Raw genomic sequence first — 12,528 nt, forward strand, 5'->3', positions numbered from 1 at the left:
AGGAATCAGGGGATTAGGAATCAGGGGATTAGGAATCAGGGGATTAGGAATCAGGGGATTAGGAATCAGGAATCCCTCTGTCAGGAGGGCGCGTCTGGAGGGGGCGCCAGCAAACAGACGCCGAAGCGCTGGAGCATCCGGCTGAGACGGAGCACCGGCAGACCCATGACGTTGAAAAAGTCCCCGTCCAGCCGCTCCACCAGCAGGGCCCCCTTGCTCTGGACGCCGTAGGCCCCGGCCTTATCCATGGGCTCGCCGGTGGCGATGTAGGCCAGCAGCTCCCCCTGAGAGGCGGGACGGAAATAGACGCCGGTGGTCTCCGACTCGGTGATGGAACGGTCTCCCTGCCGCACCGTGACGCCGGTGCAGACGGTATGCCGCCGTCCCTGGAGGGCCGTCAGCATCTCCAGAGCCTCCGCCTCGCTGTGGGGCTTGCCCAGACGGCGGTGCTCCAGGAATACCATGGTGTCGGCGGTGATAATGATATCCTCCGGCCCGCAGAGCCGGGCGGCGGCCTCCGCCTTTTCCCGGGAGATACAGGCCACCGTTTTCTCCGGGGTCAGCCCCTCGGGGACGGATTCCTCCACGTCAGGCACCCGGACAATGAAATCCGTGACGCCGATGCGCTCCAGCAGCTCCCGCCGGCGGGGGGAGCCGGAGGCCAAAACAATCTGAGGCATATTCAAAAGCCTCCTTTTCAGCGTCCGGTGGAGCCGAAGCCCCCCCGGTCCGGATTCTCCAGCCGCTCCACGCGGAGGAAGGTCAGGGGCGGCTGGTTCTCCACAACGCGGAACTGACAAATACGGGTGTTTTTGGGAATGACCGTGTCCCGGGTGGCGTAGACCGGCCACCGCCATTGGTCCCCGTCTCCGCAGTAGGAGCCGTCCACCACGCCCATGGAATTGGTCTGTAAAATGCCGTAGTTCCGGAAGGTGGAGCTCCGGGGCACCACGTGGGCCTCGTATCCCTCCGGCAGGGCCACGGCAATGCCCAGAGGGATGAGCCGGTATTCCCCGGCCTTCAGAACGGTTTCCTCGGCACAGCGCAGATCTACCCAGTCGGAGCCGGGGACGCAGGCCAGTTCTTCGATACCATCTGTAAAATATTTGACTTTGATTTCCATTTGTATTCTCCTGACAGGGTTGATTTTACCACGAGATATCAAGGCCTACATCAAAATAGTAGCTATCCTTCACCCCAACCGTCCAAGCTCTTACATGCAGCCCCTCTACCTGAATAAGTACGGTAATTTGATGGACGCAATCCTCTGCATACCGTTCGGGGAGAAGCCCGTGATAGACTTTATTAAAGTTTTGAAGAAGAAGGAAGTTTTCCCATGTTAGCTTCCAATCAGTTTCCTCGACAAAGCGATTATAAGTATCAAACGAAGATAAGTCATCGTGAAATTGGCGAATAAACTTAGAAAAGGAATAACTGAGGCCGGTATCTCCATTCTTTGCATGTATGACGCACCAGCATTTAATGTTTTTATAAAAATATTCTGTGACAAGGGGCCAGCTTTTTTCAATTTGAGCAAGACGGGCAGCTTCGGCAGACTGGTCGGCTTGTCTTTTTTGAGCGGCCATCCCACGCAGATTATCGGCAAAGCTCATGACTGGCATCTCCTTTTTGTATTTTTCGATTCAAAAACTACGATTTACAATCACTCCACGCCCCGCTGATACAGCCCCCGGGTGAAGCCCTCCGGCGGGGTGACGTCCCCCTGACCCAAATAGGCCCGGAACACCCGGACGCATTCCTCCGGGGTCTCCGTGGTGAAGCGGAGGCGGGCACAGCGGAGCCCCAGCCGCCTCCAGTCCGGCAGGTCCGCCAGCCAGAGGGTCCGGCTGTTCTGGATTTCCGTCCGGTGGCCGAAGGCGGGAAGGAGAGGGAAGGAGGCCCCGGTGCGGTCGTTGAGGAAATTGGGCCGGTCGCAACGGCAGCCCACGCTGTTTTGAATCAGGCAGTTTTCCGTAATCATCAGAGGCAGGCGGCCATAGACAATGGCCTCGGCGGGCAGAATTTTCCGCATGTCCCGAATCTGGGCAAAGCGCAGCTCAAAGGAGAGACAGGCGGAGGCAAAGCCCTTGCCCCGGAGATAGTCCAGAGAACGGCTGTTGAAGACGTTGAGACCATAGTCGGCGTCAAAGCGCTCCCATCCCCCGTCCCGAATCAGGGAGAGGTGGCCCAAATTCCCCAGAAGAAGGCGGGTGACGCCTAAGGCGCGGGCCGTGTCCAGCCAGCGCCGGAGCATGGGTTCGTCCCGGTCCCGCCAGACCCGGGGGAGAATGGCGCACCACTCCGTGTCTCCCGCCGGCAGGGCGGACCAGTCCGCCAGCAGCTCCAGAGGGACGCAGACCCGGCTGGGCCCCAGGTCCAGCAGCCCGCCGGTGAGCTGGGCGGCATTGGTGACGGAGACGGTGAGCGTGGGGGCATCCGATGCGTGGTCCCTGTCCGGCAGAGGCGGCACAGGCAGCTCCCGCCTTGGGGGCGGAGCGGTCCGCGCGGCGGTGAGAGCCGTCAGGCCGTCCCGTCGCAGGGCGTTGACTGCCCCGGCGGAGAGGGAGAGGCCCGGGTCCAGAGAAATTTCCGTTCCCATGAGACGGTAGGGAGTGCCGCCGGTCTTGGCCAGCCGGGCGGCCAGGTCCTCCTCCGTCAGGGAGCGGGTCCGGGCGGGCTCCGGCACGGCACCGGCGACGGTGACGCTGTGTTCCGCCTCGTCCGACGCCGTCAGCAGGCAGGGGCTCCCCGCCACCACCCGGCAGGTGAAGCGGACGGGGATGCGGCCGGCGGTCTGCCGGGGCGGGCTGTATGCCGGAGCCCCGGCGGCGTTCTCAGGGCGAAAGCCCAGCATCTGGGGGCCCTTTTTCCCGTGCCAATAGGCGTCTGTAAAGCCGGAGCGGGAAAAGGCCCGTTCCAAAATCTCCCGCTCCTCCAGGCTGGGGCCCCGCTCCTCGTCCAGAAGACGGCGGTAAATATCCGTTACGGCGGCCACATAGCCGGGGCGGCGCATTCGCCCCTCAATTTTCAGGCAGGCCACACCCAGACCGGCCAGCTCCTGGAGATGGTCCGCCATGCAGGAATCCTTTAGGCTCAGGGGACGCTTGCTGCCTGCCGGCTGGTTGACGCCGTAGGGCAGGCGGCAGGGCTGGGCGCAGCGGCCCCGGTTTCCGGAGCGGCCCCCCACCAGGGCGCTCATGGCGCACTGGCCGGAGTAGCACATGCACAGGGCCCCGTGGACAAAGACCTCAATCTCCGCCGGACAGCCTGCGCATATGGCGGCGACGTCCTCTTTGGAGCACTCCCGGGCCAGTACAATCCGCTCACAGCCGTCGGCGGCCAGCTCATTGGCTCCTCCGGCGGTGAAAATGCTCATCTGGGTGCTGGCATGGAGGGGCAGGTCCGGCAGAGTCCGGCGCAGCAGGTCAAAAAGCCCCCAGTCCTGCACCAGCACCGCGTCCACGCCCAGCCGGGCGGCGGCGCGGGCGGTTTCCAGGGCCTGGGGCAGCTCCCGGTCGCTGAGCAGGATGTTCAGCGTCAGAAATACTCGAGTCCCCTGGGCGTGGCAGTCCGCCAGGGCTCCGGCGAATTCCTCCTCGCTGAAGTTGGCGGCGCCCCGGCGGGCGTTGAAGGCGCCCCAGCCCAGATAGACCGCCCCGGCGCCCTGGTCCACCGCAGCCCGAAGGGCCTCGGGGGAGCCGGCGGGGGCCAGCAGCTCCGGCTTCATGAGGATTTCCGGCTGTCCAGCCGCTGCTGAAGGCGGAGGATTTCCCGCTTCAGCTCGCTGACCTGGCTCTGCGCCTTGCCGGCCTCATCCAGATAGCCTTTGATCTGGCCCCGCAGCTGTTCGGCGGAAACCTGGGCCTTAAAGAGCTCGTCGGCAATATTGACGGCAGTCAGGACAGCGGCGTCGGCCCGGCCCACCCGGGTGCTGTTCAGGACCTCGTCCATTTTCTCACTTACATAAGAGCCCACCTTCTGCATATAGGCGGCGGATTCTTCGGCTACAAAGGTATATTCCTCTCCGCAGATTGTGACGACCACACGGTTTGCCATGAAAAACCCCTCCTTTGACCCCGGCGGGCGCAACCCGCCTATGATAACTGTGGACAGTATAACACACCCGTCAGGGCAGTGCCAGAAAAATTTGTGGGTTTTGAGAAAATTTACATTTTTAGGCTTCATTTGAGCTCCGGCAGGGGGTTTGTCCCGCCCAAAGGACCGCCGGAGCCCCGTTCCCGCCGGAATGGGAGCGTCCCATTGGGAGATTTTCGCGGCAGGGGCTGTCCCGGCCCGTCTCCCGAAAGCGTGGAGAGCCCGGAAGAACGATCGGCAGAACACCCTGTGGGGCCTGGTCCCCAGACCAGGCCATTTCCCCGGGAGTGCCGGAGCCCTAAGAGCCTGTTTAAAATCCGGCGGAGTGCCGGATTGGGGCAGATTTTTTACCCAATGGGCATGTGATATCCGTAAGGCGGCAGAGCCGCCAACGGCTATCCAATTGTCGGGCAAGGCGGTTTGACGCAGGAATCCTGGCGGATTTCAAGTCAAACCAACGCAGCATCGGCGGAAAAAGATGCCCAGAGACGGCGTTTCGATGGATTTTAAACAGGCTCTAAAAGACGGGGCACAGCACCCGCAGAAGGCTGCCCCCTTGGGCGGCCCGATGTGAGCCCCCTGTATTGGCGGGCCGCCGGGGGCAGCGGCCCCTATATCATGGTTCTGCTATAAAATGCGGGAACGGACACTCCCCGCCGGGAATCGCCTCTTGCCCTTTCTAAAAAATTCGTGTAGAATAGACGCACGCAATCCAAGGAAAAATTAAGTACGAATTGTAGAATTTGAGACATAAATTACAGAAAGGGAGGGCCTATGGCGAATATTCTGGTTCACACGGCCAATGAGAGCGTCACCCTTACCGCTCAGGCGCTGGGGCGTCTTCTGGACCGGGGGGACGGGGACGCGGCGCTGCTGTACCTGGCCCTTCTGCGGCGGCATGGGACCGTGCCGCCCCGGTCCCTGGCGGGGGAGCTCCGCTGGGACAGGCCCCGGATTGAGGCGGCGGAAAACACCCTGCGGGAGCTGGGCCTGGTGGCCCCGGAGGCGGTTCTGGAGCCCGCCGAGCAGAAACCGGAGTATCAGAGCGCCGATATTATCCAGCGGCTGACCCAGGAGGCGGAATTCGCCGGACTCACCGCCGAGGTGGAACGGCGGCTGGGGAAGAAGCTGACCACTCCGGAGACCGGCGCCCTGCTGGGACTCTATGACTACCTGGGTCTGCCTGCCGACGTGATTTATCTTCTGGTGTGCCACTGCGCCGAGCGGGTGGCCCGGCGCTACGGAGAGGGCCGGCGGCCCACCCTCCGCCAGATTGAGAAGGAGGGCTATGCCTGGGCCCGCCAGGGAATTGACAATCAGGCGGCGGCGTCGGAATATCTCCGGAAATACGCGGAGCGGCAGGGGATGCTGCCCCAGTATATGCGGGTCCTGGGTCTGGGGGACAGGCTCCCGGCGGCGTCTGAGGAGCGATATCTGAACGCCTGGCAGGAGATGGGCTTCCCGCCGGAGGCGGTGGCCCTGGCCTATGACAAGACGGTGCTGAAGTGCCACGAACTGAAGTGGCCCTACTGCAACGGCATCCTGAAGCGCTGGCACGAAGCCGGGCTTCATACGCTGAGCGAGATTGAGGAGCGGGACCGGCCCGCCGTGCGGCAGCAGACGGCCTCCGCCGGCCGCGATATGGGCTGGATGCGGGAGTACATACAGCGCCGGGACGAAGGGGTGTAACACCAGATGGCCTACGATGGAAAGATACTGCGCCGGGCGCTCCGGCATTTTGAGGAGGACCGGCGGCAGCGGCAGGAGCGCTTTCAGGACCGGAGGGAACACATTTACCGCCGCCAGCCCCGCCTGCGGGAGATTGACGCGGAGCTCCACAGCACCATGGGCCGTCTGATTGCCCAGGCCCTGCGGAAGGGGCAGAACCCCCGCCCGGCGGTGGAGTCCCTGCGGCGGGAGAATCTGGGGCTCCAGGCGGAGCGGACCGCGCTGCTGGAGCGGATGGGCCTGCCGGCGGACTGCCTGGAGGAGGTTCCCGCCTGCCCCCTCTGCGGCGACACGGGCTACCGGGGCGGCGTGATGTGCCGCTGTCTGAAGCGCTACTGCGCCCGGGAGCAGCAGAAGGAGCTGAGCCGGATGCTGGACCTGGGAAGCCAGAGCTTCGAGACCTTTTCCCTGGAGTGGTACGACCAGGAGGAAAACCCGGAGCTGGGCATCTCCCCCCGGGAGAATATGGACTGGGTGGGCCGGGCCTGCCGCCGCTATGCCGCCGGCTTCGGCCCCGGCAGCGGCAGCCTGCTGCTGACAGGAGACCCCGGCCTGGGGAAGACCTTCCTCTCCGCCGCCATTGCCCGGGAGGTCAGCGGGGATGGCTGGTCCGTGGTCTACGATACTGCCGGCCGCATTTTCGAGCGGTTTGAGGACCGGAAGTTTGGCCGGGACAGGGGGGAGGCGGTGGAGGCCGACGTCCGGCGGGTGCTGGAGTGCGATCTGCTGATTCTGGACGACCTGGGCACGGAGACGGCGACTCCCTTTGTCTCCAGCGCCCTGTACACCGTCCTCAACACCCGATTGCTGGAAAAGCGCGCCACGATTGTCAGCACCAACCTGAAAATTCCGGAGATTGCCCGGCGGTATTCCCCTCAGATAGCCTCCCGGCTGGAAGGGGAGTATCAGGTCCTGCCCTTCTTTGGCGAGGACATCCGGAAGCTGAAAAAGCTGCGGGAACGGCGCGGATGAAAGCGGGGGAACAGGATGTATCTGAAATCAGAGGAGATATGCGGGGCAATCTGCCGGGGCGAGGACGTTTCCGAACGTGTTTCTCAAATTGAATGGCAGCTGAAAGGGCATTACAAAAAGCAGAAACAGGAGATGCGGGCGGGGGAGCAGTACAGCTTTGCCTATGACCAGCGGGTCCATGCCTGGGACGCGCTGTATGACGTCAGCCCCAGTGTGAGGGCTTACTGGGATTCCATCTATCCCCATATCCAGACGCCGAAAGGCCGGTATTCCGCCCTGCTCCGGTTTGTGTGCTCCCGGGAACAGTTTTTGAACATTCCGCAGACGGAGAGCGTCCGGCTCTTGAGGACGCTGGGCTGGACGCCGGGAGATGTGATGGCGGCGTTTTTGGAGAACCGCCATGATATCAGCACGCTGACGATATGCCCCGACGCCGTGGCGGAGGCGGTGGAGGCGGACAGGGATACGGCTCTGGCGCTGCTGGAGGGCAGGGAGTATGACCGGCTTTTTGACCGGGGCTATGACGCCTGTCGGCACTTTGAATGGCTGGATTTCATGTATCTGTTCATGGGATTTGATGACAAAGCCTTTTTGACAACGGCCCACAGGCGAAAAAGGCTGTGCAGGCACTGTCAGGAGCTTTTGGAGCGTCTGGAGCACAGGGCGGAGCCGTGGGAGGAGAAGGGAGAACGTGAGGACCTGGACTTTTCCATATTTTCGGGCGCTCTTCTGAAACAGAAGCATGTGATGGCCTCCGCCGCCGGCCAGCGCCTGCGGAAGGGGAACGAAAATAACGGCTATTATGTGCTCTCCTTTCATGTGGTGGACGAGGTGCGGGGCTGCGGGGCGGCGCTCCGGTTTGACGCCTTCAACAAATCCCCGGACTACCGGGACGAGGAACGAACCGCCAGAGAGGTATATTTATACCGCTTTCCCTATTTTCTGCCCTTTGACGATGTGCCCCTGTGCTGGCGCTGTGAACAGAGAGATCTGCCGGAGGACTTTGTGAAAAAGGCGCACCGGGCTTTTTCCAGGCTGGCGGGCTTTGAAGACAGCAAGGGCAGAAAGAAATAGAGGACAAAACAGGGACCTGCGTCTTAAAAGGCGCAGGTCCCTGCTTTTGAAGGGGTTGAAAGGGGATTATTCCCCGCCCTCCGGCACCACAATCACCGGCACAGAGGGTTCCTCAACCGGCGGCTCCGGCTCCGCCGGGGGCGTGGCGGGAATCTCCGCCGGGCCGGTTACCTCGGTGCCCGGCTCCGTAACCGGGGGCTCCGTGGGCGTGGTGACGGAGGGATTGGCGGGCGTCGGGGGTGTGACCGGCGTCGTGTCGGCAGGCGTGCCGGGGATGACGGCGCCGCCTCCGGTCTCCTCCGCCTCGGGTCCCACCAGGACCACCCGGTTCCGGGACTTATAATCGCTGGTGGCTTCAAATTTGCTGGAAATCAGGGTGCCGTCTCCGGCGTAGACGTTCCGGTAGGTCCGGACCTTATAGCCGGTGTAGGGGGTGACCTTCACCGTCCGTGCGCCGGGGGCCAGGGTGGGATCCACCTGCTCCACCTCCTCAAAGGGCGTGGTGGACAGGGTTTCATAGGTCATCTTCACGGTGGTGTCACTGGTCTTGGTTCCCCAGAGCTGGACGGTGAGGTAGTTCTTGGAGTAGGTGGCTACAATTTTAATGGGATAATCCGTATTGTTGGTAAACTTGTAGTCCGGTCCGCCCCAGGAGACCGTGGCGTCCATGCCCCGGGTGATGTAGGCGGGAATATAGCGGTGGGCATAGCGCTCGGTAATTTCCATGTTGGACAGGAGACAGGCATAATACAGGGTGGAAGAGGGCTGGCAGACGCCGCCGCCGATTTCGTCCACCGTCTCCCCCTGCACATAGGCGGGAGCGGGCTTGTAGCCCTTGGCCGCCGTCCGCTGGCCCACGGTTTCGTTATAGGAAAAGACGTCGCCGCTGTTCATCACCGTCCCGTTAAAGGCGGAGGAGGCCAGGCGAACGTTGCTGATCCGGGCGGCGCTGCCGCCGACGTGGGTGGTGCACTCTCCCAGAAGATCCCGGAACAGCACGTCCTTCAGAACCTCCGCTGTGACGGAGGGGTATTGAATGTCCGCCTGAACCGTGATGGTTTCCCCGGGGGCGGCGTTGTTCAGAGCCTTCTGGGCGGCGGACACGTTGAAATCCGCACCCACCTGCTCGGGGATGATGGTCCCGGTGGCGGCGTCATAGCCGGCGTTTTTTACCTCGCCGGAAACCGCGTCATGAACGGCCTGGGCGGTGATGGCCTTGGCGTTCCGCCGGGCGCAGTTCACCAGGGCCGAACCCTCGAGCAGAGGGCGGGCCAGCTGGATTTTCTGCTCCAGAGCCTCCCGGATGTCCTCCGCCTTCACGTCCCGGCCGTCGGCGGCCTTGGTGATGGTGAGAGAAGCGCCGTCCACCTCATAGGAGCCGTCCAGGGGCTCCATACTCAGTTCCTTTTCCAGACGCTCTGCCGTCTCACTGAAAACGGCCTCGTCCCGGTCCTCCAGAGTCAGCCGGTCCTGAGAAATGGAGGTGGCGGCGCTGAGAAAGCGCAGTCCCGCCCCCAGGACGCTGCCCTGGCGCTGCTGGTCATAGCACCGCCGGGCGATGTCGGGGCAGCGCTCCGCGGTGTAGCCCAGTTCCTCCAGGGTGACGGAGACAGGGGCGTCCGCCCCCTCGGGCCAGGCGCTGTCCACCGGGCGGCTCACGGTGATTTCCAGCTGCTGCCGGGGGAGCTGCTCCGCCAGAACCGCGCCGGCCTCGTCCACCGTAAGGCCCCCTACGTCCACGTCGTTGATGGTATGATGGGGATAAAATGTATCCAGGGTATGGGCATAGGCGCTGACGCCGCCGTAAGCCCCGGCCAGAATGGCCGCCGTCAGTCCCAGGGCTGCAAACACGGCGCTTCCGCCGCCGCCCTTCCGCAGGCGCGTCCCGCCTGCGTTGGATGCTTTGACTTCATTGGTTGTCACGAAGAAGTCCCTCCTGCTGCCGTTTGGTTCTCGGCGCGGCCGCCACACACAAGGGGCCGCGGTCCTGAAACTATATTCTAGCACAGTTTCGTCAAAAAATCGGTTACAATCCAGTAACAAGGTTTTTTTGTTTCCGCGCCGGCCGGCGGCGTCAACGGAAGCCGCCGGCTCCTTCGCGGGGGAAAGCGGGTAAGGGGAGGGAATTTTGCAATAGAGCACCGGGGACGCGCAGGGCTCCGCCTATGTTTTTTCCGGCGCGGAAGCGCCCCGGCGGGGAATGCGGATGGTCAGCAGAATGTCCTCCTCCGTGTCCTCCCGGCGGCAGGAGGCGCAGACCCCCGCTTCCTGCATGATGCGGAGGCCCCGGTCCACGGAGTTGAGGAACAGGCGAACGTCCTTGATGATGTAGGTCCGCCGCCGGCTGGAGGGGGTGGACTGGAGCTCCGCCAAGCGGCGCTCGATGTACTGCTCCGTCTGGGCCACATTGAGATGGTGCCGGGCGGCGTGCCGGGCGGCGGCAAGACGTTCCTCGTTGTCCTCCAGCCGCAGAAGGGCCCGGGCATGGCGCTCGGTCAGGCCCGTTTCCAGCAGCAGGGCCTGACAGGCGGGAGAGAGCCGCAGAAGCCGCAGCTTGTTGGCTACGGCGGAGGGGGACCGGCCCAGCTGGGCCGCTGCTTCCTCCTGGGTGGCTCCGGAGCGGCGGAGGTAGTCGGCAATGGCGGCGGCCTCCTCAAAATAATGGAGGTCCTGCCGCTGTAAATTTTCCACCAGCGCCAGCAGGGCGGATTCCCGTTCGTCCACCTCCGCCTCGATGCAGGGAACCGTATCCAGTCCCGCCAGCCGGGCGGCCCGCAGCCGCCTTTCTCCCGCCACCAGCTCCCAGCCGCCTGTCTGACGGCGGACCGTCAGGGGCTGGAGGATGCCGTGGCGGCGGATGGACGCCGCCAGCTCCCGCAGGCCCGCCTCGTCGAACATGCGCCGGGGCTGACGGGGATTGGGGCGGATGGACGACACATCCAGCCGCAGCACCCGCTTTTCTTCCTGTGCCCCCATGGGACCGCCTCCTTCCAATTTGTCCTATTTTACAGGATGGTTGGCGAAAATCCATAGGAAATCTGTCGGAGGCCGGAAATAGGGGACAGGGCGTGTCCGTTTACGCATTTTATTCAGAAAGAAGGGGCAGGATTGAAGCCTGACCCCTACGGTAACACCTGTAGGGGCGGGCCTCTGTGCCCGCCCGTTTTTCCTCTATGCTTTCGGGAACCGGGCCGGGACAGAGCCCGGCCCCTACATAAAATCTTCGCTTTGGACAGGCCTCTGCTTCCGGGCATGTCCATTCACGCATTTTATAACAGGACCATGATATAGGGGCCGCCGCCCTCGGCGGCCCGCTGGTACAAGGGCCTCACATCGGGCCGCCCAAGGGGGCGGCCCCTACAAAGGGAGACAAAAGGGCGGCGCGGAGGCCCCCGCATAAACCCTCCGAATGGGACCCTGCACCCAAAGGATGAAATCCCCCCAAAATTGGGAACTCAGGGCGTCTTTTTATATAGCCGGCACAGTTGAAAATCGGCAGATACCGATTTTCAAGCAGCGGCGGAGCCGCTGACGGGTAAGGCCCCCTGTGCCGGCTATGAAGTCCACCGCAAGGCCGTTTTGCGGCCTGCGCGGCGAATCATCGCCGCGCTTGTTGAAAAGAAGCGGATGCTTCTTTTCAACTGCGGTGACTATAGTAGGCCCGAAGCACCGGTTCCAGCTCCCGCCATTTGATCTCGTACTGCTGGCGGTAGTCCTCCACGGTGTAGTAGGGCGTGACGAGCCGTTCCTTTCCCCGGTACTTCATAGTGTAGGGCTTGAAGGCGCTGGAATCCGGGTCCAGGCCATACAGGCCGTCCAGCAGCTCCCGGCCCTCCTCCATATTCCGCAGGATCACCGAACTGCTGGGCAGACCGTCCTTGTTGGGCGGTCTGAAATCGTGGATGTCCGCCCCGTGTTTCAGAAGCTCGTCCAGCACCGCCTTGAGCATCTCCCGCAGCTGGCGGTTCCCCTGCTTGCTCTCCTCCACGTAGTAGCTGGGATAGGACTTGCGGGCAAACTGGTCGTACTCCTCCAGGGCGTGCTGCCAGGCGGTAAGACCGTGGGAGGTCTGCTGGTTGGGGTCCATGCCCATGTCCAGCAGGCGGCGGAGAAGCAGGAAGTAGCCCTTACTGCGCTCCGGGCCGGGGCCCACCGTATGCCCCGCCCGCATAAAGCACTGGCCAATGGCGTCGTACCATATAGGAGCGCCGAAATTGCTGCCATAGGGGTTGACGGCGTCGGCAAAGTTCACGTCCGCCCCCCGGTCCAGGAGCAGGTGGGCTACCTCCAGGTTGTCGCTCTTGATGGCTACCATCAGGGGGGATTGGCCGTCGTCCTTCTTGGGCGGGGCTTTGGCAAGGCAGGAGATCAGGTCGGGTTTTCTGTCCAGAATGGCCGCGACCTCCTCCAGATTGCCCCGGCGAATCATGGTAAACAGCTTTTTCATGGCAGGTCCTCCTTTTGCTGAATGGCTGTGGGAAAAGTATACCACTGCCGCAGGGGACAGTCTACGTTCATTTTTAAGCCCTGATGTGGATATGATGGAAGCCGTTTGGCCCGCCGCTCTTCCGGCCTGTGCCACTCTGACGAGATGGACATGGCGGGATTGACGGCCCGGCGTCCCCGATCTCCGGGGTATCTGATAAGAGAAGGCCCGGC

Annotated in this window: 11 protein-coding genes; 3 read left to right on the plus strand and 8 right to left on the minus strand. The window is 62.9% G+C overall.

Features of this window, described 5'->3' with window-relative positions:
• Positions 1 to 80 precede the first annotated feature (80 nt).
• Genes Q0063_RS01280 through Q0063_RS01300 form a run of 5 tightly spaced genes read right to left on the minus strand, consistent with a single transcriptional unit; the run spans position 81 to position 4,056 of the window.
• Complete coding sequence (locus Q0063_RS01280) at positions 81 to 680, minus strand: nucleoside triphosphate pyrophosphatase (RefSeq protein ID WP_297870156.1); 600 nt, start codon at positions 678 to 680, stop codon at positions 81 to 83.
• A gap of 17 nt (positions 681 to 697) precedes the next feature.
• The gene (locus Q0063_RS01285; RefSeq protein WP_297870157.1) at positions 698 to 1,123 is read right to left on the minus strand and encodes a dUTP diphosphatase; all 426 of its coding nucleotides are present in this window, start codon (positions 1,121 to 1,123) and stop codon (positions 698 to 700) included.
• Between the two features lie 25 nt (positions 1,124 to 1,148).
• Positions 1,149 to 1,613 (minus strand): hypothetical protein, encoded by a 465-nt coding sequence (locus Q0063_RS01290; protein WP_297870158.1) that lies wholly within the window; start codon positions 1,611 to 1,613, stop codon positions 1,149 to 1,151.
• A 50-nt stretch (positions 1,614 to 1,663) separates the two neighbouring features.
• Positions 1,664 to 3,727 carry a U32 family peptidase gene (locus Q0063_RS01295; RefSeq protein WP_297870159.1) on the minus strand — a complete coding sequence of 688 codons (2,064 nt, stop codon included), beginning with the start codon at positions 3,725 to 3,727 and terminating at the stop codon, positions 1,664 to 1,666.
• A complete protein-coding gene (locus Q0063_RS01300) occupies positions 3,724 to 4,056 on the minus strand; it encodes a cell division protein ZapA (RefSeq protein ID WP_297870160.1) in 333 nt (110 codons plus the stop codon). Before Q0063_RS01300 ends, Q0063_RS01295 begins: the two co-directional genes overlap by 4 nt.
• Positions 4,057 to 4,869: 813 nt before the next feature.
• Between Q0063_RS01300 and Q0063_RS01305 the strand changes: the two genes are divergently transcribed.
• Genes Q0063_RS01305 through Q0063_RS01315 form a run of 3 tightly spaced genes read left to right on the plus strand, consistent with a single transcriptional unit; the run spans position 4,870 to position 7,869 of the window.
• Positions 4,870 to 5,784 (plus strand): DnaD domain-containing protein, encoded by a 915-nt coding sequence (locus tag Q0063_RS01305; protein WP_297870161.1) that lies wholly within the window; start codon positions 4,870 to 4,872, stop codon positions 5,782 to 5,784.
• A 6-nt stretch (positions 5,785 to 5,790) separates the two neighbouring features.
• Positions 5,791 to 6,795, plus strand: coding sequence for an ATP-binding protein (locus tag Q0063_RS01310; RefSeq protein WP_297870162.1), 1,005 nt, complete (start codon positions 5,791 to 5,793; stop codon positions 6,793 to 6,795).
• A 15-nt stretch (positions 6,796 to 6,810) separates the two neighbouring features.
• A complete protein-coding gene (locus Q0063_RS01315; RefSeq protein ID WP_297870163.1) occupies positions 6,811 to 7,869 on the plus strand; it encodes a hypothetical protein in 1,059 nt (352 codons plus the stop codon).
• 66 nt (positions 7,870 to 7,935) lie between these two features.
• On the opposite strand, the gene Q0063_RS01320 is transcribed toward Q0063_RS01315, so the two are convergent.
• From Q0063_RS01320 to Q0063_RS01330, 3 genes are all read right to left on the minus strand, one after another.
• Positions 7,936 to 9,792 (minus strand): VanW family protein, encoded by a 1,857-nt coding sequence (locus Q0063_RS01320; RefSeq protein ID WP_297870164.1) that lies wholly within the window; start codon positions 9,790 to 9,792, stop codon positions 7,936 to 7,938.
• Between the two features lie 240 nt (positions 9,793 to 10,032).
• Positions 10,033 to 10,845, minus strand: a complete 813-nt coding sequence (locus Q0063_RS01325; protein WP_297870165.1) for a ParB/RepB/Spo0J family partition protein — start codon at positions 10,843 to 10,845, stop codon at positions 10,033 to 10,035.
• A gap of 661 nt (positions 10,846 to 11,506) precedes the next feature.
• Complete coding sequence (locus tag Q0063_RS01330) at positions 11,507 to 12,316, minus strand: ankyrin repeat domain-containing protein (RefSeq protein WP_297870166.1); 810 nt, start codon at positions 12,314 to 12,316, stop codon at positions 11,507 to 11,509.
• Positions 12,317 to 12,528 lie beyond the last annotated feature (212 nt).

It is taken from the genome of uncultured Oscillibacter sp. (assembly GCF_947654275.1).
Lineage (GTDB): Bacteria > Bacillota > Clostridia > Oscillospirales > Oscillospiraceae > Oscillibacter.

Bases quoted from the DNA above. Each gene is read 5' to 3' on its own strand.
- Q0063_RS01280 (WP_297870156.1), bottom strand. From the start codon at position 680: ATGCCTCAGATTGTTTTGGCCTCCGGCTCCCCCCGCCGGCGGGAGCTG.
- Q0063_RS01285 (WP_297870157.1), bottom strand. From the start codon at position 1,123: ATGGAAATCAAAGTCAAATATTTTACAGATGGTATCGAAGAACTGGCC.
- Q0063_RS01290 (WP_297870158.1), bottom strand. From the start codon at position 1,613: ATGAGCTTTGCCGATAATCTGCGTGGGATGGCCGCTCAAAAAAGACAA.
- Q0063_RS01295 (WP_297870159.1), bottom strand. From the start codon at position 3,727: ATGAAGCCGGAGCTGCTGGCCCCCGCCGGCTCCCCCGAGGCCCTTCGG.
- Q0063_RS01300 (WP_297870160.1), bottom strand. From the start codon at position 4,056: ATGGCAAACCGTGTGGTCGTCACAATCTGCGGAGAGGAATATACCTTT.
- Q0063_RS01305 (WP_297870161.1), top strand. From the start codon at position 4,870: ATGGCGAATATTCTGGTTCACACGGCCAATGAGAGCGTCACCCTTACC.
- Q0063_RS01310 (WP_297870162.1), top strand. From the start codon at position 5,791: ATGGCCTACGATGGAAAGATACTGCGCCGGGCGCTCCGGCATTTTGAG.
- Q0063_RS01315 (WP_297870163.1), top strand. From the start codon at position 6,811: ATGTATCTGAAATCAGAGGAGATATGCGGGGCAATCTGCCGGGGCGAG.
- Q0063_RS01325 (WP_297870165.1), bottom strand. From the start codon at position 10,845: ATGGGGGCACAGGAAGAAAAGCGGGTGCTGCGGCTGGATGTGTCGTCC.
- Q0063_RS01330 (WP_297870166.1), bottom strand. From the start codon at position 12,316: ATGAAAAAGCTGTTTACCATGATTCGCCGGGGCAATCTGGAGGAGGTC.